The following is a 23,489-nucleotide window of genomic DNA, read 5'->3' as shown; positions in this document are numbered from 1 at the left end:
TCGCCGTGCCGCACGAGCCCGACCCGGATGACGCGGCTGCCCGTGCGGCCTCGGAGACCGTGGTACGCAACGCGGAGGAGGAAGGCGTGCTGAGCGCGTCGACGACGAGAATGCAGCGAGGCGCGTTCTCCGTGGCCGCACGGTGGGTGGCCGGGCGGATCGGGCGTGCGGTGCTGGTGGTCTGGCTGGTGGCGACCATCGTGTTCTTCGCGCTGCGGTCGACGGGCGATCCGCTGGAGGCGATCCTGGGCGGGCCCGGTTCGCAGGCCGGGCCGGATGCCGTGGCGGCAGCCCGCGAGGAGTACGGCCTCGACAGCCCGCTGGTATGGCAGTACCTGCTGCAGCTCGGCCGCATCGCGACGCTGCAGCTGGGCGATTCGTATGCGCGCAGGCAGCCCGTGGCCGATCTGATCGGCGCGCAGCTGCCTGGCACCCTGCTGCTGGCAGTGCTGGCTCTGGCGCTGGCGTGGGTGCTCGCCGTCACCGGCGCACTGATCGCGACCTCGTCCCGCGGCCTGGTCGGTCGGATGATCGACCGGATCATCCGGAGCGTCGAGATCGTCTCCACCGTGATGCCGCAGTTCTGGCTGGGCGCCGTGCTGATCCTCGTGTTCGCATCGGCGCTGGGCTGGTTCCCCGCGACGAGCCAGTCCGGCGACCTCACGGGGCTCGTGCTGCCGGTGGTGACCCTGGCGGTGCCGATCGCGGGTTTCCTCGCGCAGGTGTCACGGGACGCGCTGCTCGAAGCCGACGCCGCACCATTCGCCACCACATCGCGGGCGCGCGGTGCGAGCGAGCCGCGGGTGTTCCTGCGGCACACGCTGCGGCACGCCTCGCTGCCTGCACTGGCGCTGTCGGGATGGGCATTCGGGAACCTACTCAGCGGTGCCGTCGTCGTCGAGGTGCTGTTCGCCCGTCCCGGGCTGGGTCGGCTGCTGCAGGAGGGCGCTCTCGCCCGCGATGTTCCCCTCGTCGTCGGCGCCGTCACCACCGTCGCCGTGCTGTACGTGATCGTCATCATCGTCACCGACGCGGTCGAGCTGTTCGTCGACCCGCGCCTGCGCCGCGCTCGGCCCGGTGCGCCGGCCGCACCGGAGACGGCGGTGGGCGCATGACCGCCATCAGAACGGAATCGCACCGCGGCCTCAGCACCATCGCCGCAGCCGCCGCCCGCCTGGGCTGGTCCGGCGGCGTCGCCCTCGCGCTGCTCCTCACGCTCCTCGTCGCGATCGCAGCCCCCGGCGTCATCGCACCGGGCGATCCGCTCGGAATCGCCCCCGCTGACGCGTTCCAGGCTCCGTCCGCCGCCCATCCGGCGGGCACGGACGAATCGGGGCGCGATGTGCTCACCCGCATCGTGCACGGCGCCGCACGGTCTGCCGGCATCGGGCTGGCCGCGACCGCACTCGGCATCGGCATCGGGCTGGTGTTCGGCTTCGCCGCAGGTCTGGGCCCCGCAAGGCTCGACGCAGCGCTGGGCCGCGTGATCGAAGTGCTCTTCGCACTGCCGACGCTGGTGATGGCGCTGCTCTTCGTCGCCGTACTGGGAGCGGGGACCGGGCCTTCCATCCTGGCGATCGGCTTCGCGACAGCACCCGGATACGCGCGCATCCTGCGCTCGCGCGTGCGCACCGTCGCCCGCAGCGACTACGTCCTGCACGCCAGGATGGAGGGCACTGGTCGCGTGCGCACGTTCCTCCGCCACATCGCGCCGAACACACTCTGGCCGCTGGTCGCCACAGCCACTCTGGGCGTCGGACAGGCGATCGTGTGGGTGTCTGCGCTGAGCTTCCTCGGGCTGGGTGCCGAGCCGCCGTCGCCGGAATGGGGTGCCATGCTCAACGCGGGCCGCGTGTACATCTCGACCGGCTGGTGGATGACCGTGTTCCCAGGGCTCGCCATCGTCGCCACGGCGACCGCGCTGACGGTGCTGGGGCGCCGGATGTCGGGAGCGGGCCGATGAACCCCGGCCGCCCTGGTCTCGACGCGAACGGTGCAGCGGAGAGCCGACGCGCTGGTGCACCGCTGGTGGAGGTGCGCAGTCTCACGGTGACGCTCCCCCGCTCCGGCGACGTGGTGAGCGGAGCCGATCTGGAGGTGGCGCCTGGCGAATGCCTGGCGATCGTCGGCGAGTCCGGCGCCGGCAAGTCGGTGCTCGCTCGCGCGCTGCTGGGCCTGGTGCAGGACGATCCCGCCGCGCAGGTGCAGGCTGACCGGTTCTCCGTGGCCGGACAGGACCTGCTGCGGGTCGGCCGCGGGGCAAGGCGCCGGATGCGCGGGCGCGATGTCGCCCTCGTGCTGCAGGACGCGCTGCAGTCGCTCGACCCGCTGCGCACGATCGAGGCCGAGGTCGGGGAGGCGCTCGCCGTGCGCGGAACGCCGCGCCGCGTGCGCCGCGAGCGGGTGATCGACGCGCTCACCGACGCGGGCCTGCCGGAGGCGGAGTCGCTGCTCCGTCGGCGTTCCGGCGAGCTGTCAGGCGGTATGCGCCAGCGCGCTCTGATCGCGTCGGCCGTGATCGGCGACGCCCCGCTGCTCATCGCCGACGAACCCACCACGGCGCTCGACGCGACGACCGCCGTGCACGTGCTCGATCTGCTCGGCCGGATGCGCGATGCGGGCACAGCCCTGGTGCTGATCAGCCATGATCTGCATGCTGTGTCGCGCATCGCCGACCGCGTCGCCGTGATGGAGGCGGGGCGCATCGTCGAGCACGCTCCGCTGAGCCGCCTGCTGGCCGCACCGGAGCACCCCACGACGCGCACCCTGCTCGCCGCCGTCCCCTCCGGCCCCAAGCCTGTCCGGCACGGTGCAGCCGCCCCATCCGGAATCACCCCTTCCGAACCGGCCGCGCCATCCGGCACCGCCCCGGCCGAACCATCCATCCCATCCGGCGCTGTGGCACCCGGCTCCGGATCCGCCGTAGCGCCCATCTCATCCGGGCCTGCCTCCCTGCCCGTGAGATGCGCACCTTTCGACCAGAATCACGTCAATGGCGGCGCATCTGGGCGACAAGTGCGCATCTCGGCAGCGGGGGCGTCGCGTCGATACGGTCGGTTGTGGGCCGTACGCGGGGCGGATCTCGAGGTGACAGCCGGGGAGGTGCTCGGTGTGGTCGGCGAGTCGGGGTCAGGCAAGTCGACCCTGGCGCGATTGCTGATCGGGGCGGAGCGGCCGGACGAGGGCGAGATCCTGATGGATGATCCGGCACCGCGCATACGGCTCGTGCCGCAGGATCCCCTCGCGTCATTCGATCCACGGCACACCGTCGCGAAGATCCTGCGCCTGTCCCGGCGCGACGCAGCTCCGGATGAGGCCGAGCTGCTCGCGCGCGTGGGGCTCGACGCGTCGCTGCTCACCCGACGCCCCGCCACGCTCTCCGGCGGTCAGCGCCAGCGGGTCGCCATCGCCCGCGCACTCGCCGGCCGGCCCGACATCCTGATCTGCGACGAGCCGGTGTCCGCGCTCGACGTGACCACGCAGGCCGGCATCCTCGATCTGCTCGAACGGCTGCAGCGCGAAGAGGGCCTCGGCATGGTGTTCATCTCGCACGACCTCGCCGTGGTGCGCCTGGTCAGCGACCGCGTGGCCGTGATGCGCGACGGCCGCATCGTCGAACAGGGTCCGACCGAAGCGGTGTACGCCGCACCCGAGCACCCGTTCACCGCCGAGCTGATCGCGGCGGGCCCCGTCATGCGCTGAGCACGTTCACGCACTGCAGCATGCGCGGATCGTGTCAGTCCGCGCTGGTGACCGACTGGATCTCGCCGTCGCCGAGCAGGTTCACCAGCAGCACGTCGTCTGTGGAGTCGGGGTCGAGGGCGTATTCGAACACAGCGAACGGGTCGGATCCGCCGTGCTCGTCGGCCAGAATCGTCACGCTGGTGAGCTGCATCGACCGGATGATGTCGACCGCCGCATCGCCTGATACATCGACGAGGAGGTCGTCGAGATCGTCGCCGAGCTGGTTCTGCTGCATCAGGATGTACTCGGTGACCTCGCTGGCGCGATTGTCGACCTCGCCCAGCATGGCGATCCGTGCGCGGCGGTCGATCTCCTCGATGCTCGCCACGATCGCCGCAGCCGCATCGAGAGCGTCCTGCGAGACGTCTTCCTGGTCGGGCGCAGTCAGATCGACGGCGACGCTCTGGTCGCCCAGATCCACCGTTTCGGACCAGAAGACCGAGCCGTCTGGCCCGGACTCCAGGAGTCCGAAGAAGTCGTGTTCGAGTGCCATGGCGCTATCAAACCACCTCAGGTTGCCGGATGTCAGTAGGTTTACCGGATCGATTCCGGTGAATTCGCAGCGGCGGCTCAGTCAACGAGCTGCTCGACGAACACGTGGGGGGTGAAACCGGTGAGGTCGCCGATGCTCTCGCCCTGGCCGAGGAGCTTGACGGGAAGGCCCGTGCGCTCCTGCACGGCGAGCACGAAGCCGCCCTTCGCGGAACCGTCGAGCTTGGTGATGACCAGCCCCGTCACCCCGGCATGCTCGAGAAATGCCTCTGCCTGCATCACGCCGTTCTGGCCCGTCGTGGCGTCGAGCACGAGCAGCACCTCGCTGATGGGTGCCTGCTTCTCGATGACACGACGCACCTTGGTGAGCTCGTCCATCAGCCCCGCCTTGGTGTGCAGGCGGCCCGCTGTGTCGACGAGCACGATCTCGGTCCCGTTGCGCTTGGCGTAGTCGATCGTCTGGAAGGCGACGGACGCAGGGTCCTGGCCCTCCTTCTCCGGCCGAACGATCGCCGCTCCCCCGCGCTCCGCCCACGTCGCGAGCTGCTCCACAGCAGCGGCGCGGAATGTGTCGGCCGCGCCGACGACGATCGAGCGGCCGTAGCGGCCGAGGAAGTTCGCGAACTTGCCGATCGTGGTGGTCTTGCCGACGCCGTTGACGCCGACGACCAGCACGACGGCCGGCCGTTCGGTGAGCTTCAGGGTCGTGTCGAACGCGGCGAATCGCTCCTCGAGCGACTCTCGCAGCATGCGCTTGAGATCGGCGGGGTCCGTCGTACCGAAGCGGGTGACCTTCTCACGCAGATCGTCGACGATCGCCTCGGTGATGTCCGGCCCGAAGTCTGCGGTGATCAGCGCGGTCTCGAGGTCGTCCCACGTCGTGTCGTCGATCTGCGGCCGGGTGAACATGCCGCGCAGGGCGCGACCGAGGGACCACTTTTCCGCCATGTCCCCAGCCTATCGGCCGTGGCGGACCCCGAGTGCCTGCGTTCTTCGCGAGTGCCTACGAGAGATCGTGGGCACTCGCGGGTTCGACGCCCGCGGATTCAGCGCACGCGCAGGGCGCTGGGCTGCACCTCGACGTCGAGCACTCGCGCCTTGCCGATCACGTCACCGTCGAGTTCGATCTCGCGGGGCTCGGCCAGCTCGATCCGGATCTTCTTCGCGCTGCGGTGACCGATCGATTTGCTGCTCTCGGCATCGTCCGGCGTTCCCGGCATCAGCTTCTTCAGTCCGTTGTCCCACAGCATGTTGCGCATGGTGTCGAGCCAGCCCCCCACGCCTTCCGCATCGATCAGCAGCAGGTCGAGCTCCCCGTCTCGTGGGTCGGCATCCGGCAGCAGGGTGATACCGCCCTGCACGGTGCCGCAGTTGCCGATCATCATGGTGTGCGCCTGGGTTCTCGCCGGCTCCTCGCCGTCCTCCGAGACCGTGACATCGATCACTTCGCTCGACGAGACCGCGCGCCCGAGCGATTCGACGTAGGCCAGCCAGCCCACCCTGCTCTTCAATTCGTCGTCGGTCTCGGTGATCATGTGCGCGTCGATGCCGAAGCCGGCCATCACTGCGAACGCCTGCTTCTCGGCGCCGCCGTCGAGGGCGAGCCAGCCGACGTCGATGACGGATGCCTCGTGCGTGATGGCGCGGGTCATCGCGACCGCCAGGTCGTCGATCGGCACGTCGAGGTTTCGGGCGAGCAGATTGCCCGTACCGAGCGGTGCGATCCCGAGCTCGGCGCTGCCCTGCTCGGCGAGCACCTCGGCGACCGCCCGCACCGTGCCGTCGCCGCCGGCGGCGATCACGAGCTCCGCGCCTGAGGCGAGTGCCTGCTCGGTCGCTCCCCTGCCTGGATCATCCTTGCTGGTCTCGATCCACTCCACCGAGGCCGCGTCCCCGGAAGAGGAGAGCGCCGCGGCGAGTGCCTCGTCGAGCGCCTCCCGAGTCGTCTTGCTCGGGTTCCAAACGATCGCAACCTGCTGGACCATGACGTGCTCCTTCCGGTGTTGGTGCGAGCCTATTCGGCCGATGCATCACTGCGCATCGGGACTGGCCGGCTTCACGGCGAATCCCGAGCCTGCGGACACGCGACCGGAGCTCGCCGCCAGTGCAGGGCCGTTGTCGCACGGAGTCCGTCACCGTGGACCTCGCGTTGTGCGCGATCTCGCGCGTGTCGCGCTCATGAGCGTCTCCGCCCGCGGCCGACAGCGCAGATGCAGACTCCGCAGCCCGCAGCCCGCAAGCCCACAGCCCGTCGCCCGGCGGCAGAGGTCGATCCGCTACCGGGTCGAGGCCGTCACCGTGAACTTCGCGTTTCGCGCGACCTGACGCGTCGTCCCGACGAGCTTCTCGAGCTCCGGCCGATAACGCAGATGAGAGTTCCACACGCACCACAGTTCGCCGCCCTGCCTGAGCACGCGGGCGGCGTCGGCGAACAGGCGCGGCGCGATCTCGGTCGTCACCGCGGCGCCTGAGTGGAACGGCGGGTTCAGCAGGACCAGGTCGGCCGACGCGTCCGGTTGCGCGCCGAGGGCGTCGTCTCGGATGACCGTGACCCCGGATGTCGTGCCGGGAGGCCAGGACAGACCATGCTCATGCCGAGAGTCGGAGGCGGGGTGTTCCCGAGAGACGAGATCGATGCCCTCGTCGGAGGCGACCCCGTTGGCGGCGGCTGTCGCCATCGCCGATGCGACGGCTGCTGCCGATTGATCGCTTGCGATGACGCGAGCGTCCGGGTGCGCCAGCGCGTACGACACCGCGATGATTCCGGTGCCGCACCCGAGGTCGATCGCCCGCGACGCAGCGGGCGCGCGGTGGAGCACGCTCAGCAGCAGACGCGTGCCGATGTCGACGCCGGTGCCGGCGAAGGCGGCGCCATGCGCGCAGATGGTCAGCCCCGTTGCCTCGTCGCGCTGCGCGCGCGGCCACGCGGGAGCATCGGGGTCCGTCCTGCCCGCGCCCGCAGCCGGCGCCCGTTCGGCTGCGCCCTGCAGGCGAGCGCGCGGCACCGAGGCGCGCAGCACCCTCGACTTGCCGACGCCTCTGTCGGCGGTGACCGTCTCGAAGTGCCGCGCGAACACGTCGTTCATGGCGGGAGACATGTGCTTCACCCGCCCACCCGCGACGATCCGCACCGCAGGATCCGCCTGCGCGGCGATGAGCCCCGCGATCTCGTCGAGCGCGTCGAGTGACCGCGGCAGCTGCATCAGCACGAGCGCCGCCCCCGCGAACATGTCTGCGTCGAGCGCGTGCCAACTCACCCCTGGCACGACGATCCGGTCGGCGTCGGCGACCATCGATGCTCCGTCTGCCTCCTCAGATTCCGGATGCCTCGGCGGCTCGGCGAGCCCGACTTCCGCAGCGTTCAGCCTCGCTGCCCGTTCGCCCGACAGCGCATCCTGATGCACCCGCACCCGGTATCCGGCAGCGGCCAGCGGCAGCGTCAGCGCCCCGTGCCGGTCCCCCACCACCACGACCCCCGCGAACTGCCTGGGTGCTGCCGAGATGCCACGCTTCGGACGCTCATCCGGACCAGAAGCAGGCATCTCGCGAGCTCGGTCCGCCGCAGGAGCCGGATGATCGAGTCCCGCCGATTCCAGGATCAGCCGGTCGCTCGCGTCTGCCGCCACCAGGTCGTGCGCCTCGACATCCGGGCGGCGACGCAGCGTCGGGGCGATCCGCGCGAATTCGTCCGCAGCGCTCATGCGGTCGCGCGCTCACTGATGCGCTGACCGACCACTGCCGAGACTCCGTCCTGCCGCATCGAGACGCCGTAGAGCGCGTCGGCGATCTCCATCGTGCGCTTCTGGTGCGTGATCACGATGAGTTGGCTGCTCTCGCGCAGCGTCTCGAACACGCCGAGCAGCCGACCCAGGTTGGCGTCGTCGAGGGCTGCCTCGACCTCATCGAGGATGTAGAACGGGCTCGGCCTCGCCTTGAAGATCGCCGTCAGCAGAGCCACTGCCGCAAGCGAGCGCTCCCCGCCCGACAGCAGCGAGAGCCGTTCGATCTTCTTGCCAGCCGGCCGCACCGCGACCTCGATGCCGGTCGTGAGCATGTCATCCGGATTCGTCAGCGAGATGCTGCCCGTACCGCCGGGGAACAGGATCGGGAACACCTCGCCGAAGGCCGCCTTCGTGTCTTCGAACGCCGCGGCGAAGATCGTCTGCATGCGCTCGTCGAGGTCGTCGATGATCGTGAGCAGGTCCTTGCGGGTCTGCGCCAGGTCGTCGAGCTGCTCCTTCAGGAACGCGTGCCGCTGCTCGAGCGCCGCGAACTCCTCCAGCGCCAGCGGGTTGACCTTGCCGAGCTGGGCGAGCTTGCGCTCGGCGTCGCGGAGTCGGCGCTCCTGCATCCGCCGGTCGTACGGGATCGTCTCGATCTCGTCGTCCGGGCCGGCGGGCTCCGTGCCGGATGTCTCGTCCGCATCCGACGCATCGGGAAGCTCCGGATGATCCGCGTTCTCCGTGCCGGCCCGCACGGTCACAGCGCTCGCGCGGGCTTCCGCTTCGACCGCCTCGGCCGCGCTGTGCTCGCCCTGTTCGTCGTCGTCCGCCTGAGCGGTGTGCTCGTCCGCGTCGCGAAGAATCTCCTGCGGCGCACGCGCAGGGGCGATGTCGGCGATGTCTTTCGGCACTGGCTGATCCGGGCCGTACTCCGCGACGAGCACGGACTCGCCGAGGGCGAGTTCGCTGTCGACCCGTTCGAGCAGGCTCGACACGTGCAGCTTCTTCTCGTGGATCTGCAGTTCCAGCCCGTGCACGCTCTCGGTGAGACCGGCCAGGCGCTCGCGCAGCTGTGTCTCCTGGCGACGCAGGTCCCTGAGCTCATCGTTCTGCTCGCTTCGGCGCTTCTCCGCTTCGGCGAGCGCCATGCGAGCCTCTGACACCGAGCCGTCCACCGACTCCATCACCACGGGAAGCTCGCCGGCCACCCCGTGCGCCACCTCGCGCTGGCGACGGCGGATCACCGCGCGGCGGGCTGCCTGCTCGGCCGCGACCTTCTCCCGCTCGCGCTGCTTCTCGAGACTCGCCGCCCTGTTCTCTGCGGCCCGCACCCGCTCACGCAGCGTCTCGACCTCGAGCCGTCGCGCCATCTCCTTCTCGCGTGCTGCGTCGAGCGCGGTGACGAGTCCGTCCCTGGCCGACGCGTCGAGAATCGGCCGCGGTTCTGCGAGCGCCGATTCGAGCGCCGCGGCCTGCTCCCCGGCCTTGACTTCGGCGTCCGCCACCGCCGTCTGCGACTGCGCCAGCCCCGCCTCGAGGCGCTCGCACTCGGCGACGGCCGACTCGTAGCGAACCGTGACGCGATTGAGGTGCTCGGCGTGCTGAGCCAGTTGTGCATCGTGCTGACGCAGCTCGGTCAACGTCTCCTTCGCACGCGTCCGCGCGGTCTGCAGCCGCTCCGAGGCCTCCTTGCGCTGCACGGCGAGATCGTCGACCTCCGCACTCAACCGCTCCAGCTTCGCCAGCGCATCGTCGCGCTCGGCCTGCAGCTCGAGGCGGGATCGTCCCTCACCGGATCCGGCGCGCAGGGTGTGCTCGGTGACCACCTCACCTGCGCGCGTGACGACGGTGATCCGTCCGCGGTCGGGAAGAGCCGGTGCCGCGGCGAGCGCAGCTTCGAGGTCGTCGGCGATCGCCACGTGCGCAAGGATCGCGCGCACGCCGTCCGGGGCTTCGACCACATCGAGCGCCGCGGTGAGCTCCTCTGGCATCGCCACCACCGCCGGGTGGCCGTCGGCGATCACGATGTCGACGACAGTGTCCGCACCAGAAGCGACTGCGCGGGCGTCGGCACGCGTGCGAACCAGCACCCCCTCGGCGAGGGGCCCGAGCGCGGCAGCGATCGCCGCTTCGAACCCGCTGTCGACCTGAACGGAATCGCCCACGAGCCCGACGATGCCGTCACCGCCTGCCGCGATGATGTCGGCGGCGCCGTTGCGCACGTCGAGCGCGCTGCCGAGAGCTGCGGCCTTCGCGGTGAGCGCGTCGGTCTCCCGCTCGGCGGAGCGGTGCTGTTCTCGCAGCTGTTCGACGTCGCTCTCCGCCTCGCTCGCCTGCTGCTGCGCCTCCTCATAGGCCGCCTGCAGCTGAGCGGCGGTTCCCTCTGAGGCTTCGGCGTCATCGAGCGCCTCGTACGCTTCGGTCGCCTCGTCGCGGCGCTGCCTGGCCGAGTCGAGCTGCGTCTGCTGGCGCACCACGGCTTGCCGCACCGCCTCGAGCGCCGACTCGGCCGCTTCCGCTTGGCCGCGCAGAGTCGTGATGCGCATGTCGTGCTCCGAGACCAGAGCGCTCTGCGCAGCGATCTCGACGTCGAGGGCGTCGAGATCCGTCCTCGCCACGGCGACGCTCCGTCCCGCCTGTTCGACCGCGTCCTGCGCGTCGCCCAGCCCGTCCCCGAACTCGGTGATCTCGGCTTTGGCCTCATCGACCGCCGCCTGCGTGACCGTGACCGACGACGGCGCATCCTCCTCCTCTGTCCCGAGCAGCGCGAGACGCTGGTTCGCGAGAGTGAACAGCCCTCGAAGTCGCTCCTGAACCTGCTCGAGTTCGAACGCCACGCTGCGCGCCTCGTCGACCTCCGCGGAGTTCTGCTTCGCCTCCAGCGCGGCGACGCGCGCCTTCACGTCGTCTGCGCGCTCCTGCAGCACAAGCCGTTCGGTGTGACGCTCGTGCTCGTTGCGGGCATGGTCGGACAGCGCCTTGCGCAGCTGCACCACCTCGTCGGCGAACAGGCGCGCCTTCGCGTCGCGCACGACGGCAGCGATCGTCTGGGCCTCCCGCGCGATCTCCGCCTGCTTGCCGAGGGGTTTCAGCTGACGCCGGATCTCGCCTGCCAGGTCGCTGAGACGAGTGAGGTTCTGCTCCATCGCCGTGAGCTTGCGGAGTGTCTTCTCCTTGCGGCGACGGTGCTTCAGGATGCCTGCCGCCTCTTCGATGAAGCCGCGGCGATCCTCCGGAGTCGCCTGAAGCACGGTGTCGAGGCGCCCCTGGCCGACGATCACGTGCATCTCGCGACCGAGGCCCGAATCGCTCAGAAGCTCCTGCACGTCGAGCAGTCGGCAGGTCTCGCCGTTGATCGAGTACTCGCTCTGGCCGCTTCGGAACAGCGTGCGGCTGATCGTCACCTCGCTGTACTCGATCGGCAGCGCTCCGTCCGAGTTGTCGATCGTCAGCTGCACCTCCGCGCGACCTAGCGGACCGCGCGTCGCCGTGCCGGCGAAGATGACGTCCTCCATCTTGCCGCCGCGCAGACTCTTGACGCCCTGCTCCCCCATCACCCACGAGAGCGCATCGACGACGTTCGACTTGCCCGACCCGTTCGGCCCGACGATCGCCGTGACGCCGGGCTCCAGCACGAAGGTGGTCGGCTGTGCGAACGACTTGAATCCCTTGATCGTGACTGACTTCAGGTGCATTCGGCCTCCTCCCCTTCGTCGCAGGTCGCGCGCGAAAATCTTGCTCCAGCCTATTGCTCGCGCAAGGAGAGCCCCGCAGTGGCGCGGCAGTTCGACTCAGCCCACTCCGGCGCGAGCGTCGTCGCACCGCTGCGCCGCCCAGCGTGCCGACATCCTCCCGCGCGTCGCTTGACGACGCGCCCAGCTGCCCATAGTGTTCCTTTGTCAGGTCTGTTCCGGGTATCACGCCCGCAGAGAATTGAGAGGAGAACACCATGACGATCAATCCAGCCATGGTTTCCGCCCCAGCTCTGCCTTCGGTGCGGTTCGCCCGACGTCAGGCCTTTGGCACCTCTTCACGACGTCAGGGCTAGCCAGAGTCTCGTTTCCGGTCGTTCTTCGATCGGTCCATCTTCTGAGCTCTCGCTGAGCGTTCTGCCAGCGCCGCTCGGGCTTCACTCCATTCGCTGCTGACAGCTGCGGTCCGCCGCTCGGCACCTCGTGCCGCACGCGGCGACATCCGGCTCAGCCCCTTCGGACGAACGCCTGCGCGCCGGGACCGGGTGCGATCACTGTGTCGCACCCCGTCATTTCTCTCCCTTTCTCTGTTCTTCCATTCAGGAGTTCATCGTGAACGTTTCTGCCCCCGTCCGTCCCCTCACAGCCGACAGCGCACAATCGAGCACCACTGTCGGCGCTGTCGAGCTCGTCCATCGTGTGCCCCGGACCACCATGGTGGACCGGCTCGTCATGCGCATCGGCGTCGCCATGCTCATCTGGAGCACCCGCCCGGATGCCGCACACACACCGCACATCTCGGTGCTCGCCGACGACCCCCGCGCCCCGCTCTACGCCAGGCACGCCGCCGACGGCTCCCTCGCACGGGGCGCGCTGTTCCACGGCGTGTTCCTGTTCCCCGCGGGCCGCTGATGCCCGCGAGTGCCTACGCTCTTCGCGAGTGCCTACGCTGTTTCGTAGGCACTCGCGAGATTCCTAGGCACTCGCGGGCACCCGGATGCCATTGTCGGTGAGGAAGCGGGCGTAGGTCGCCAGGGAGCGGATCTCGGATGACGTCCACCGGATGAAGCGCCGACTGGTGGCGGCGCGGATCTCGTCTTCGCGTACCTTCTCCTCGAACACGACCTGCTCCGGTTCGCGGTTCCCCCGCATCTCCCGGTCTCGGTATTTCACTGCTCCGTCGTACTCGCCGAACACACCCTGGATCTCGAAGTCGACCCAGTAGGTGCGGCCGGATGCGACCATCACGGGGCGCTGCACAGCGAACGCCCGCACGCGCAGCTGCACCAGGTACAACCGGCTCACGCTCTCGCCAGGCGAATCGGCGCGGGGGTCCATCAGCTCACCGATTCGGCGTGCCTGCTTCACACCCCGCGCACCCGGATGCTCCGCAATCACCTGCCGAAACTGCTCGCAGAACTCGCGGCTCGCGGCCTCGTCGACCTGCCGCGTCCGCTGCGGTCGCGACACTCGGCGCAGCGCGGCATCCGCGCACGCAAGAGCGGTCTCGGGCCGCGCCGTTCGCGCGACGTCGAACACTGTGCGCACGAGCGGCGTCACCCGCACGCCGTCACATACGACGAACGAGCCATCGGTGTGCTCTCTGTGCCTGATGACCGCATCGCTCTGGGTGCCGGATCCGCCATGCCCCGCAAGCACGTGCACGCGTTCGTCTTCGAGGCGGAACAGCGGCAACCCGTGCATCGCGGCCGCCGTGGCACGGCACATCACCGGCGGGGTTCGCGCGGACCGCGTCGCCGCCTGAGCCAGGGCACGTTGTCGCTCTTCCACGTAGGCGCTCCGCCAGCTCTCGACCTGCGCATAGTGCCCCCGACGCACCCGCTGCAGCGCGCCGTCCTGCACCGATGCGCGCAATTGATCGTCCGTGCTGCCGAGATCGATCAAGCTGCTGCGTGCGAAGGTCTCCATGACGGTACTGTGCCCTGTCGGGCGCCCGTGGTGTTCGTGCCTGTGGATGGCGCTCGCGAATGCCTACGTTCTTCGCGAGTGCCTACGCTGTTTCATAGGCACTCGCGAGATTCGTAGGCATTCGCGGGATAGCGTTGAGCCATGCGGATCACGGTAATCGGTGGCGGCGTCGGGTGCGCGAGGTTCGTCGCGGGGGTGCGCGAGTGGGCGCGTCGCTCCGAGGAGGAGCACCGGATCGATGTGGTCGTCAATACAGCGGACGACTGGTGGGTCTCCGGTCTGCGGATCGCTCCGGATCACGACAGCCTGCTGTATGCACTCGCCGGTGTGAACGACACCACCCGGGGCTGGGGCAGAGCCGGCGAAACCGAGCGCGTTGCGGCCGAACTCGCCGCATGGGGCACGGCTCCGGACTGGTTCACGCTGGGCGACCTCGACCTCGGCACGCACATCGCCCGCACTGCGTGGCTGCGCGAGGGCGCCTCCGTGTCGGAGGTGTACCGCAGGCTCGGCTCACGCTGGGATCTCGGAGTCGCACTGCATCCGGCAACTGACGACGAGATCGATACGCACGTGCGCCTCGCCGATGGCAGCGACATCCACTTCCAGGAATGGTGGGTGCGCCACCGCGCCGGCGGCGATGCCACCGGCTTCTCCCAGCGCGGCATCGACAGCGCCGCACCGTCGGAGGGCGCGCTCGGTTGCATCGTTCTGGCCGACGTCGTCCTGATCGCGCCGTCGAATCCGATCGTCTCCGTCGACCCCGTGCTCGCCGTGCCCGGTATGCGCGAGGCGCTCGGCGATGCTGCTGCTCCCATCGTCGGCGTATCTGGCATCATCGGCGGTTCCGTGGTGCGCGGCATGGCCGACACCTGCCTCGCGATCGAGGGCATCGAGACCTCGGCGCGCGCCGTCGCCGAGCACTACGGCGCGCGTTCGCGGGGCGCGCTGCTCGACGGCTGGCTCGTCGACGATCGTGACGCCGACGCCGTCGAGCCGCTGTCGACATCCGGGATCACGACTCGCGCCGTGCCGCTGTGGATGCGCGACGCCGACACGTCGGCGCAGCTCGCCGCCGATGCCATCACGCTGGCTGGCGCACTGCAGGCCTGAGGCGACCGGACGCGAGCTTCGGCCCGGATCGGCGATCCCCCGAAGTCATAGACTCGTACGGTGACCATGCCGCTTCAGCACCCGCAGGCCGTGTTCTCCGGGGCATGGGGCGACACCACGACGGGGGCGTGGCACCCGGTGCAGGCGGTCGTGAGCGCAGGGATCGTCACGCTCTGGGTCGCATCGGCAGCGGGCGGCTGGACGCAGCATTTCAGCGTGCCGGCACGGGAGATCACGGTGAAGTCCGCCGCACAGCGCATCACGCTGGTCGTCGGCGGTCGGAGCTACCCGATCCTCGCCGATCCGGCTGCGGTGGGCCGCGCCCTCGGTTTCACGAGCATGGGCATCGTCGGCGGCGTCGCCCATCACCATGGCTACGGCGTCGCCAGCGACGTCGGCCGCGGTGTGAACCAGGTCGCGGCCGCGAACGCCTTCAGCGCACGAGGCGGCGGCGAGTTCCTCTCAGTCGTGCGGGCCTCTGGCGCACGGGTCTCACGTCTCGGCTACGGCGCGATCGCCGCCATCGGCTGCGGTGGCGGCGCAGTGGTCGTGTTCGTCGTGCTCGCCGTCACGGTGGCGTTCAGCCTCTGAGGACCTCACCTGCGCAAAGCGTCCGCCGCGCTGCGCTTCGACAGTCCACGACCGGGCTCACCTGAGCGAGATGGTCGTGCCGTGCAGAGCAGCGGCCGGGGCGCGGCTCGCGTCGGAGCGGTGCCCCATTCGACACCATGCCGCCTGTGCCTGCACGATCTCGATCGCAGAGGCCGACGACAGTGCCCTGGCGGATGCGTTCATCCCGCCGTCACGATTCGCACCACCGGGCATCGAAGCCATCATGCGACCAAGGGCGCCCCATTGCTCACTCGTCGCGGCTGCGAACAGTGAGCCGGCGATGGACATTCTCGCCAGGACCTTGCCGTCATGGCCGATGAAGGCGCCCCAGACCCCCGCCCTGGTGGGGTTGGTGACGCTGATGCTGGAGACGGCCGAGAAGGGAATCGTGCGACGACGGGTTCGGAGGGAGCCTTCAGCAGTGCGGATCTCGAGCCTGGGCAGGAGCACCGCACGCACGAGGATGAACAGGACAGCGATGCTGAGCCCGACACCGAGCCCGAAGCCGATTCCGCCTGGAGCGTCTTCATACGTTCCAGCGACCGCAATGAGAGTGACCAGCGCGTTGATCCCCATGACCAGCCAGAATGACCACCCGACGCCGCGATTGCAGCGCACGCGCGACGGTTCCTGCAGGGGGCCGGTCACCGAATCACCCGGCCGACGCACCCGCGCCGGGCTGTGAGACCGCGGCGAGGAACAACGACACCAGCGGCGACTGGATGAGCCCGATCAGGAGGAAGATCGCCGAGGCGACGATCCCCAGGACCATCGCGGTCGTGCCGCGTCGCATGCGCTTCTTCCTGGCACCGATGCCGAACAGCATGACGATCACCGACACGACGAGCCCGACGAGCTGGCCGATGAGCGCGACGAGCAGAATGATCCAGTTGAAGGCGCCGTTCGGATCGTCGCCGAGGACGCCGTCCAGGCTGTGGGTCATGGCGGCACCCAGCGCAAAATAGGCCGTCGCACCGATGCCTCCGAGCAGAGCGATTCCCGCCCAGATCACGACCCCGGTCCCCAGCCCGACGTTCGCCGCGGATGCCTGCGCAGCCGGCAGTCGGCCGGGATGAGGTGCATAACCCTGGTACCCGAGCGATGTCGAGTCGAAATGCGGCTGCCGGCCGTGCGGGAGCTGATTCATCGCGTCGTCCTCCGTCATCATGGTGCCCTACCTCGACGCACCGTGGGCGAGGTAGGTGCGGTGTCCGTCGATCAGCAGCTGCTGAGCCTGACGGTGATCGACGGCTCCGGCAAGGTTGACCGGCGACGTCGGCGACTGCCACAGCGCATCGATGTCGACGTACCGTCCGTCGTACAGCAGAGCGATGGCCGCGAGGCGCCGACGCGCACCCGGGGGCGGAAGAAGGATCTGGCGCACATCTCGCCATCCGAGCGAGCGCGGGCTGCCGAGGAACCCGCACCAGAGGAAGCCGTCCGGATGAATCTCCAGACGCGCGCGACGGCCCATCCAGAGGTTGATGCCCCCACCGACGAACAGCAGGACCGGTGCGAAGAGGAATGAGAACAGCCACGGCTCCACGACGAAGCCCAGGATGACGACGGCAACAAGCGCGGCAACGCCCATACCGATCAGCATCCAGCCGACGACGAGGCTGACACGCCCCGAAGCGCGAAATGTACGCACAGCCTCGACCTCCCATCGCGCCGACAGCGCTTTTGTGGACGCTGTCCCCTGGTGCCAGCCTATGAGGCCCGAGCGGTGCGAGCGAGCCGCCCACCCGTGTGTCCGCGCACCACCGGTCGTCGCACGGGGTACGACACGGCTGATGGCCCGAGAGATCCGCCACACGCTTCTGCTCTGCGCTTGGTTTCGGATGCCCATACCCGGGCTGAAGCGACATGGCATCCCTCCCCTCTCTCCGCGCGGCGCTGCAGCCCGTTGCGATCGATCCGCGAGGATTCACCCTGCGTGGGATCACCGTCATCCCGTGGAGCGAGGTCGCGTCCCCAGGGCGCCTCGACGCGCTGGATCGGTGGCGCACTCGCCGGTGGGAGGCACCGGCGCAAGCGCCAGGGTCCAGCGGCCACCGATGTGCAGAGCGCGACACCGACCCGCAGTTGTTCTCTCGACACTGAACTTCGCTAGTGCGTTATTGCGTACTTACGTAGTATGGCGCTGTGAGCGAGGAGATGCAGCGACTGCGCGAAGAGCTTGACGCGCTGACGGACCGGATGGACGAACTCGAGCAGGCGCGGCACGTGTCGAAGGATGTCGCTCCTCGCGAGAGCAGCCTGTGGGCTCTGGATGGTCTCCAGGGCCGCCTCGATGATGACCCTTCGACCGTGGACGGTGCCGTGATGCTGGTGGGGTCGCTGACCTTGCCGACGGGCGCGTCGGCGTCCTGGCAGCAAGGCGTCGGGACGACGGGCCTGCTGGACGCACCGTGGACGGAGCAGGCTTCGACGCTCGCAGCGCTGGGGCATCCGGTTCGGATCGAACTGCTTCGGCACATCCTGTCCGGGGTGCAGACGACGTCGGAGCTCACGGCGATCGATTCTCTGAGTACGACCGGTCAACTGCATCATCATCTCAGGCAGCTTGTCGCGGCGGGCTGGGTGAAGCAGCGCGGACGGGGCAGCTATGAGATCCCCGCTGCGCGCATCGTGCCGCTGCTGGTCTGCGTGCTCGGAGCCGAGCGGTGAGGTTCGGACTCCTCGTCGCGTATCGGTACCGCGGGCCGGTCTACGTCGTGTCCGTCGTACTGCTCGTCGCCGTCGCACTGTCCAGTTTCCTCACTCTCGGTGAAGGCGCTCGTCTGGTGAGAACGGCCCTTGCGATCGGCGCGATGTGCCTGCTGGCGATGTGCGTCGTGCTGGCGCTCACCGTCCCCCGTCTGCTGCCGGAGGGGAAGACCATGGTTGTCTCATCACCCGTGCGCGGATCGTGGCTGGCCATGAACAGCCCGGCTTCGAAGGTTCCCAGCCACGGGGTCCGCGTGTACGGGCAGACGTATGCGATCGATCTCGTGCACACTCCTGCCGGTGCGCCTCGTCCCGAGTTCGGTGATGGTCCCGCGATGCGGAGGCCGGATGAGTGTCCCGCTTTCGGAGAATCCGTGTTCGCGATGATCGACGGCACCGTCGTGCGCTCATCGGATTGGCGTCGTGATCACCGAGCGCGTTCGAACTGGCTGGGTGTCGTCTACATGATGATCGAGGGTCCGTTCCGCGAGATCGGCGGGCCGGGTTTCATCCTGGGCAATCACGTCACCATTCGCGGCAGGAACGGGGAGTACGCGACGGTCGCGCATCTGAAGCAGCGCTCGGCGGTCGTGCGTCCGGGGGACGCAGTGAGCGCAGGACAGCGGATCGGACGCTGCGGCAACTCCGGCAACAGCAGTGAGCCCCATGTTCATGCGCAGCTCATGGATCGCTCCGCACCGTTGACAGCCCAGGGCATCCCCATGGCATTCAGCCGCATCGCTCTCGGAGACGACACCGCAGTTGTGGATGCTCTGCCGAAGAACGGTGAGACGATGACGGCATCTGCGGCGCTCAAAGGGGAGAAAGGACGTCGCACCCCGCAGAAGTAAGCTCATGGGGAGCACGAACAGTCGTGTCGCGCGGTGGCGATGCCTGACCTGACGGGAAGGGAAGGGAAGCGACATGTCGCAGCACACCTCGATCAGCGCGGTGCCCGACGATCCCGCAGGGTTCTGGGCGAACATAGTCGCGGCGAGGCCGCGCCGTCTCGACCGTCCTCGCGACGTTCCTCGTCCGGAGTCGATCGAGGAGGTCTCCCGGTGGGCCGGCAGCGAGGATCTGCGCCGCACCGAGCTCGTTCATGCGCCGGTGTTCTGGGTTCTCCTCCCTCTTGCCGCACTCGGGTACTTGATCTGGGGCACGATCACCGACCCTGGCGAGGGCTGGACCGGCAATCTGTTCGACGATGCGAACAATGGACAGTTGTGGAACTTCTGGCTGGTCTGGGTAGGTGTCGTGATCTGGCTGCTCATCACCGTCGGGGTGCTTCTCTTCCGATTGAGCGTCCTGCGGGACCTGCGTGCCGAGAACGAGTGGGTCTTCGAGCATGGTGTGGCGCACTCGATCCACCGCGCATCGGTGGACTACGACAACGGCGAAGGCAGCTGGGCGACGTACATCGCCCTCGACCATCGCCTCGATGACCAGCAGGCCGCGCGGATCCACGCGGCATTCGAGCAGTGGGTCTCCGAGGCGGGCATACCTCCCGCGCGTTCGAAGCCCATCTCCTCGCAGTCGCTGTTCGGCGCACAGGCGGCAGGTGGCTGCTTCATTCTCCACCTGCCCGTTTCGACGACCGCCGGTGCCACCACCGACCACGAGTGGATGTTGATCACCGAACCGCGGGACGACGAGAGCGACGTGATCATGACGCCTGTGCCGGTTCCGAAGAAGCTTGCGAGGATCCGCCGCAGGATCCGACGGAAGGCAGAACGACGGGGCGCGTCATGAGCGGAGCAACCGGTGGTCTCCGGATCGAGGGTCGTGTAACGGCGTGGGCCACGTACCGGGGCGGCACAGAGGAGGCCCCGTCCATGCGGCTACGGGTGCAGTTTCCGTTCTCGACGTCTCAGCACGACGCCGAGCTCGTGACGTGCATCGACCGCGGGCTCCTCACTGGCTTCGCTCCCGGTTCACGTATCCACCTGCTGGTCGACCCGGAGAATCCCGACCAGGTGGCCGTCGACCGCAGCGCGAGTGCCGTGGAGCTGCCCCGCTCATGGCAGCACAGTACCTGAGCCGAAATCGTATAGAAGCAGCAGAACACCACTGCGACCAACCGACGCCCGTGCCGCCGCCTGGCCTTTGTTGCAGTCGTCCGCGTGAGCTTGCTGATCGAGCAGCATGATCGTGGCCGCGTCTGCCCCGGTTCACGTGGCATGCCCCGCGATCCGCGAGCCGATGAACGGAGGTGAGCATGTTGCTCGTTGAAGCTCGAACATCACCTCGCGGCCGTCCGGCCCCGAAGAATGCCATTGTCCACCCGGATCCGGCAGGGCTCGTCGACGTTGTTCACTACCGTTTGCGCTGGCAATCGGGGCACAGATGGCTTGATCGGTTCATGAATCGCATTCGCAGAACTGGAGATCCGCATCGTGGGCACGGCTCCCCGTCGCGGCCGTAGGCGTTGAGCGAGTGCGCGAAGTAGCCAGCCTGCCCATTCACATTCACGTACTGCGCATCGAAGCTCGTGCCGCCCTCGGCGAGTGCCTTCTGCAGTACGGCGCGCACCTCCGTGAGCAGCCGGTTCACGGCGCGGGTCGTGAGGTCGCGGGCCGCGGTCTCCGGATGGATGCGGGCCGCCCACAGCCCCTCATCGGCGTAGATGTTGCCGATGCCGCTGGCGGCGGTCTGGTCGAGCAGCACGCGCTTGATTCCGGATGCTGTGCGCGCGAGGCGGGAGCGGAACGCGGCTTCATCGAACGCTGGATCGAGCGGGTCGCGGCCGATGTGCGCCGCCTGCGCCGGTACGAGTGGCGCCTCGTCGCCGAAGCCGCCGGCCGCGCCGTCCGGTGTGGGAACCAGCGGGTCGATCGCGAGCGAGCCGAATGTGCGCTGGTCGGCGAACACGATCGCCAGCTCGCCGTGCTCCGGATTCCGGATGGCGAATCTGACCCGTTCATGGCGCTCGGCGGGCGCACCGGGCTCACGCAGCAGCATCTGTCCGCTCATGCCGAGGTGCACCATGATCGCCTCGGGCGTAAGCGATGTATCCACGGCAGGGCTCGCCTCATCCGGAGCATCGAGCGACAGCCACAGGAACTTGCCCCGTCTCACCGCCGCACGCATGCCGCGCCCGAGGAGCCGGGCCTCGAAGTCGGCTGCCGACCCGGTGTGGCGCGTGAGCGCGCGGGAGTCGAAGACCTCGACGCTCTCGATCCTGGCGCCGACGATCGCGGGCTGCAGGCCGTGGCGGACGACCTCGACCTCCGGCAGCTCAGGCACGCTCATCCAGCCGAGAACGTCGCGCCCTGTTGAAACGGCTCGGAGCCGCACGCAGTGTCGGAGCGCCCACGCTACTTCTTGCTGCGCGAGACCGCGCCGCCCTCGCTGAGCCTCTGCCACAGCGTGAGCGCGGCCGCCATCTCGGCGTTCTTCTTGCTCGTGCCCTCACCCTGGCCCGAGGCATCCGCGACGGTCACCGTCGCCGTGAAGCGCCTCTGGTGGTCGGGCCCGCTGGATGAGATCACGTACTCCGGCGGCTCCGCCCCCATTCGCGAGGCGAGTTCCTGCAGGCTGGTCTTCGGGTCCATCGCGGCCCCGTAGCGATCCGGATCCGCCAGCAGCGGCTCGACCAGCCGCAGCACGAAAGCCGTCGTCGCCTCGGCGCCGGCTGAGAGGTAGGCGGCGCCGATGATCGCCTCTGTCGCATCGGCGAGCAACGAGTCCTTGTCGCGCCCCCCGGTGTTCTCTTCACCGCGCCCGAGCTTCAGGTACGCGCCGAGACCGATGGTGCGCGCGACCTCCGCGAGCGCAACCGTCGACACCACGCTGGCACGCCGCTTGGCGAGCGCGCCCTCATCGACATCCGGCAGCGTCGTGTAGAGCATCACCGTGACGGCCTGGCCGAGGATCGAGTCGCCCAGGAACTCCAGCCGCTCGTTGTGAGGGATGCCGCCGTGCTCATACGCGTACGAGCGATGCGTCAGTGCCAAACCGAGAAGCTCGGCGTCGATGTCGACGCCGAGCTTCTCGGTGAGAGACCGGATGTCGTCGGTCTCGAAAACGACGTTCGTCGCCACAGGCGATCAGGCGTCGGCGACCTTGCGGCCCTTGTACTCGAGGAACAGCTCGGTGCCCTGCGAGTCGGTGACGACCTTGGCCTGGTGCGGGCGGCTGTACACGGTCTTGCCGTTCTCAACGGTCTTGACCAGCGTGGGCGCCTCGGCCTTCCACTGCGCACGACGCGAGCGCGTGTTCGAACGGGATACGCGGCGCTTCGGGGGGTTACCTGCCATGACTAACTCTCTTCTTTCCGGGGGTCGGCACCTGCCGGTGCTGACCCGAACTGCTCGGCGAACTCCTGGAGCCCTGCCCAACGAGGATCGATGGGATCGGGCTTCTCACCGGCGTTCTCCGCCAGCGGCTCGCCCGTGACCGCATCGAGGCCAGGACAATCCGGCTGACACACCGGTTGAAAGGGAAGCGACAGGACGGTGGCGTCCCTGATCAGAGTTTCAAGATCCACGTGGTCATCTTGAACTTCGAAATCAGCCGCTTCCTCCCTAGAGTACTCGAAAAGCTCCTGGAACTCGACTTCGAGCGGTTCGGAGATGTCGCGCAGGCATCTTCCGCATTCCCCCTCGAAGACGGTGTCAACGGTTCCCGAGACGAGAATGCCCTCATGCACCGACTCGAGACGAACCTCGAGCTCGAGCTCACGGTCTTTCGAAACAGACACGATTCCCTCGCCCCAACGTTCGGGCGTCGGGATCGACAGGGTGTGCTCGCGCATCTCGCCCGGCTTGCGGACGATGTCGCGGACGGGCAGTACGAACGGCCCGGAGAGACTGGGTTTCACGCCTTCGATTCTACGCGTGCCCCGCTGAACAGGCAGTTGACGCGCACGCCGTTGTTGGGTTCAGAAGTCGCTGGGGCCTGCTTCGGCGAGGTACCTGGCGACCGGGCCCGGCACGTAGGGCGTCACGTCGCCGCCGAGGCCGGCGACCTGACGCACGAGCGAGCTCGACACGACCGAGTTGGCGGGATCGGCCAGCAGGAACACGGTCTCGATGCCGGAGAGGTGGTTGTTGACGACCGCCATCGGCGTCTCGTACGTCACATCACCCTGCGCCCTGATGCCCTTCACGAGCACGCCTGCGCCGACCTCCTGTGCGTAGTCGACGAGCAGGCCGACGCTCCAGGAGCCGACGATGACGTTTCCCTCGACGCCTTCCTCCCGGAGCGACTCCTGCAACAGCTCGAGGCGCTGCGCGATCGGAAGCATGGCCTCTTTGTCCGGGTTGTGGACCACCAGCACATGCAGCTCATCGAAGAGTCCTGCTGCGCGGCGGATCACGTCGAGGTGGCCCTGCGTCGGCGGGTCGAAGGAGCCGGGAACGACGGCTACGCGGCTGCTCATACATTCACCCTATGGCAACCGTGCCTCATATCGCGCGATGATTCCGCGCCGAGTCCGATGCTCACTCAGAGTCAGCGCCGGCGGTGCGGCTGG

The 23,489-nt window shown here is 68.7% G+C and carries 24 protein-coding genes; 10 read left to right on the top strand and 14 right to left on the bottom strand.

Features of this window, described 5'->3' with window-relative positions; genetic code table 11:
* Positions 1 to 5 precede the first annotated feature (5 nt).
* The 3 genes from CIK77_RS05815 to CIK77_RS05805 are packed head-to-tail and all read left to right on the top strand — an operon-like array spanning position 6 to position 3,702.
* On the top strand, positions 6 to 1,115 hold the full coding sequence (locus CIK77_RS05815) for an ABC transporter permease (RefSeq protein WP_332841606.1): 1,110 nt from the start codon (positions 6 to 8) through the stop codon (positions 1,113 to 1,115).
* The gene (locus CIK77_RS05810) at positions 1,112 to 1,963 is read left to right on the top strand and encodes an ABC transporter permease (RefSeq protein WP_087054701.1); all 852 of its coding nucleotides are present in this window, start codon (positions 1,112 to 1,114) and stop codon (positions 1,961 to 1,963) included. The genes CIK77_RS05815 and CIK77_RS05810 overlap by 4 nt, the downstream gene beginning before the upstream one ends.
* Positions 1,960 to 3,702 (top strand): ATP-binding cassette domain-containing protein, encoded by a 1,743-nt coding sequence (locus tag CIK77_RS05805; protein ID WP_087054700.1) that lies wholly within the window; start codon positions 1,960 to 1,962, stop codon positions 3,700 to 3,702. The genes CIK77_RS05810 and CIK77_RS05805 overlap by 4 nt, the downstream gene beginning before the upstream one ends.
* A 34-nt stretch (positions 3,703 to 3,736) precedes the next feature.
* Here CIK77_RS05805 and CIK77_RS05800 read toward each other — a convergent pair whose 3' ends face one another.
* The 5 genes from CIK77_RS05800 to smc form a co-directional block, all read right to left on the bottom strand.
* Entirely contained in the window at positions 3,737 to 4,237 is a 501-nt protein-coding gene (locus CIK77_RS05800; RefSeq protein ID WP_087054699.1) for a DUF2004 domain-containing protein, read from the bottom strand.
* A 77-nt stretch (positions 4,238 to 4,314) separates the two neighbouring features.
* A complete protein-coding gene (gene ftsY, locus CIK77_RS05795; protein ID WP_087054698.1) occupies positions 4,315 to 5,184 on the bottom strand; it encodes a signal recognition particle-docking protein FtsY in 870 nt (289 codons plus the stop codon).
* A gap of 98 nt (positions 5,185 to 5,282) precedes the next feature.
* Complete coding sequence (locus tag CIK77_RS05790; RefSeq protein WP_087054697.1) at positions 5,283 to 6,221, bottom strand: diacylglycerol/lipid kinase family protein; 939 nt, start codon at positions 6,219 to 6,221, stop codon at positions 5,283 to 5,285.
* A 291-nt stretch (positions 6,222 to 6,512) separates the two neighbouring features.
* Positions 6,513 to 7,937 carry a class I SAM-dependent methyltransferase gene (locus CIK77_RS05785; RefSeq protein WP_087054696.1) on the bottom strand — a complete coding sequence of 475 codons (1,425 nt, stop codon included), beginning with the start codon at positions 7,935 to 7,937 and terminating at the stop codon, positions 6,513 to 6,515.
* Positions 7,934 to 11,653, bottom strand: a complete 3,720-nt coding sequence (smc, locus tag CIK77_RS05780) for a chromosome segregation protein SMC (RefSeq protein WP_087054695.1) — start codon at positions 11,651 to 11,653, stop codon at positions 7,934 to 7,936. The genes CIK77_RS05785 and smc overlap by 4 nt, the downstream gene beginning before the upstream one ends.
* Before the next feature lie 609 nt (positions 11,654 to 12,262).
* Here smc and CIK77_RS05775 point away from each other — a divergent pair.
* Complete coding sequence (locus CIK77_RS05775; protein WP_087054694.1) at positions 12,263 to 12,562, top strand: hypothetical protein; 300 nt, start codon at positions 12,263 to 12,265, stop codon at positions 12,560 to 12,562.
* 63 nt (positions 12,563 to 12,625) lie between these two features.
* On the opposite strand, the gene CIK77_RS05770 is transcribed toward CIK77_RS05775, so the two are convergent.
* Positions 12,626 to 13,579 carry a hypothetical protein gene (locus CIK77_RS05770; protein ID WP_087054693.1) on the bottom strand — a complete coding sequence of 318 codons (954 nt, stop codon included), beginning with the start codon at positions 13,577 to 13,579 and terminating at the stop codon, positions 12,626 to 12,628.
* 141 nt (positions 13,580 to 13,720) lie between these two features.
* On the opposite strand from CIK77_RS05770, the gene cofD reads away from it, so the two are divergent.
* Together cofD and CIK77_RS05760 are read left to right on the top strand one after the other, a co-directional pair.
* A complete protein-coding gene (gene cofD, locus CIK77_RS05765; RefSeq protein WP_087054692.1) occupies positions 13,721 to 14,692 on the top strand; it encodes a 2-phospho-L-lactate transferase in 972 nt (323 codons plus the stop codon).
* 60 nt (positions 14,693 to 14,752) lie between these two features.
* On the top strand, positions 14,753 to 15,283 hold the full coding sequence (locus tag CIK77_RS05760; protein WP_087054691.1) for a hypothetical protein: 531 nt from the start codon (positions 14,753 to 14,755) through the stop codon (positions 15,281 to 15,283).
* A 57-nt stretch (positions 15,284 to 15,340) separates the two neighbouring features.
* Here CIK77_RS05760 and CIK77_RS05755 read toward each other — a convergent pair whose 3' ends face one another.
* Genes CIK77_RS05755 through CIK77_RS05745 form a run of 3 tightly spaced genes read right to left on the bottom strand, consistent with a single transcriptional unit; the run spans position 15,341 to position 16,955 of the window.
* Positions 15,341 to 15,952 carry a hypothetical protein gene (locus CIK77_RS05755; RefSeq protein ID WP_140403522.1) on the bottom strand — a complete coding sequence of 204 codons (612 nt, stop codon included), beginning with the start codon at positions 15,950 to 15,952 and terminating at the stop codon, positions 15,341 to 15,343.
* A 4-nt stretch (positions 15,953 to 15,956) separates the two neighbouring features.
* Entirely contained in the window at positions 15,957 to 16,472 is a 516-nt protein-coding gene (locus CIK77_RS05750) for a hypothetical protein (protein ID WP_087054689.1), read from the bottom strand.
* A gap of 6 nt (positions 16,473 to 16,478) precedes the next feature.
* Positions 16,479 to 16,955: a hypothetical protein gene (locus CIK77_RS05745; protein WP_140403521.1), complete on the bottom strand. Its 477-nt coding sequence runs from the start codon at positions 16,953 to 16,955 to the stop codon at positions 16,479 to 16,481.
* A 494-nt stretch (positions 16,956 to 17,449) separates the two neighbouring features.
* Between CIK77_RS05745 and CIK77_RS05740 the strand changes: the two genes are divergently transcribed.
* The 4 genes from CIK77_RS05740 to CIK77_RS05725 all read left to right on the top strand — a co-directional run bounded on the left by CIK77_RS05740 (position 17,450) and on the right by CIK77_RS05725 (position 20,052).
* Positions 17,450 to 17,974 carry an ArsR/SmtB family transcription factor gene (locus tag CIK77_RS05740; RefSeq protein ID WP_249268561.1) on the top strand — a complete coding sequence of 175 codons (525 nt, stop codon included), beginning with the start codon at positions 17,450 to 17,452 and terminating at the stop codon, positions 17,972 to 17,974.
* The gene (locus CIK77_RS05735) at positions 17,971 to 18,864 is read left to right on the top strand and encodes a M23 family metallopeptidase (RefSeq protein WP_087054686.1); all 894 of its coding nucleotides are present in this window, start codon (positions 17,971 to 17,973) and stop codon (positions 18,862 to 18,864) included. The genes CIK77_RS05740 and CIK77_RS05735 overlap by 4 nt, the downstream gene beginning before the upstream one ends.
* Before the next feature lie 73 nt (positions 18,865 to 18,937).
* Positions 18,938 to 19,765, top strand: a complete 828-nt coding sequence (locus tag CIK77_RS05730; protein ID WP_249268560.1) for a hypothetical protein — start codon at positions 18,938 to 18,940, stop codon at positions 19,763 to 19,765.
* On the top strand, positions 19,762 to 20,052 hold the full coding sequence (locus CIK77_RS05725) for a hypothetical protein (RefSeq protein ID WP_140403520.1): 291 nt from the start codon (positions 19,762 to 19,764) through the stop codon (positions 20,050 to 20,052). The genes CIK77_RS05730 and CIK77_RS05725 overlap by 4 nt, the downstream gene beginning before the upstream one ends.
* A gap of 277 nt (positions 20,053 to 20,329) precedes the next feature.
* Here CIK77_RS05725 and mutM read toward each other — a convergent pair whose 3' ends face one another.
* The 5 genes from mutM to coaD form a co-directional block, all read right to left on the bottom strand.
* Positions 20,330 to 21,259 (bottom strand): bifunctional DNA-formamidopyrimidine glycosylase/DNA-(apurinic or apyrimidinic site) lyase, encoded by a 930-nt coding sequence (mutM, locus tag CIK77_RS05720; protein ID WP_087054722.1) that lies wholly within the window; start codon positions 21,257 to 21,259, stop codon positions 20,330 to 20,332.
* A 71-nt stretch (positions 21,260 to 21,330) separates the two neighbouring features.
* A complete protein-coding gene (gene rnc, locus CIK77_RS05715; protein ID WP_249268559.1) occupies positions 21,331 to 22,056 on the bottom strand; it encodes a ribonuclease III in 726 nt (241 codons plus the stop codon).
* A 6-nt stretch (positions 22,057 to 22,062) separates the two neighbouring features.
* The gene (rpmF, locus tag CIK77_RS05710) at positions 22,063 to 22,272 is read right to left on the bottom strand and encodes a 50S ribosomal protein L32 (protein ID WP_087054684.1); all 210 of its coding nucleotides are present in this window, start codon (positions 22,270 to 22,272) and stop codon (positions 22,063 to 22,065) included.
* A 2-nt stretch (positions 22,273 to 22,274) separates the two neighbouring features.
* Positions 22,275 to 22,769 carry a YceD family protein gene (locus CIK77_RS05705; protein ID WP_087054720.1) on the bottom strand — a complete coding sequence of 165 codons (495 nt, stop codon included), beginning with the start codon at positions 22,767 to 22,769 and terminating at the stop codon, positions 22,275 to 22,277.
* 126 nt (positions 22,770 to 22,895) lie between these two features.
* Complete coding sequence (coaD, locus tag CIK77_RS05700) at positions 22,896 to 23,396, bottom strand: pantetheine-phosphate adenylyltransferase (protein WP_087054683.1); 501 nt, start codon at positions 23,394 to 23,396, stop codon at positions 22,896 to 22,898.
* Positions 23,397 to 23,489: the final 93 nt, after the last annotated feature.

The organism is Microbacterium sp. JB110 (assembly GCF_003335195.1).
GTDB lineage: Bacteria > Actinomycetota > Actinomycetes > Actinomycetales > Microbacteriaceae > Microbacterium.
The sequence above is the reverse complement of the archived record's forward strand: the minus strand, read 5'-3'. Positions and strand labels throughout refer to the sequence as shown.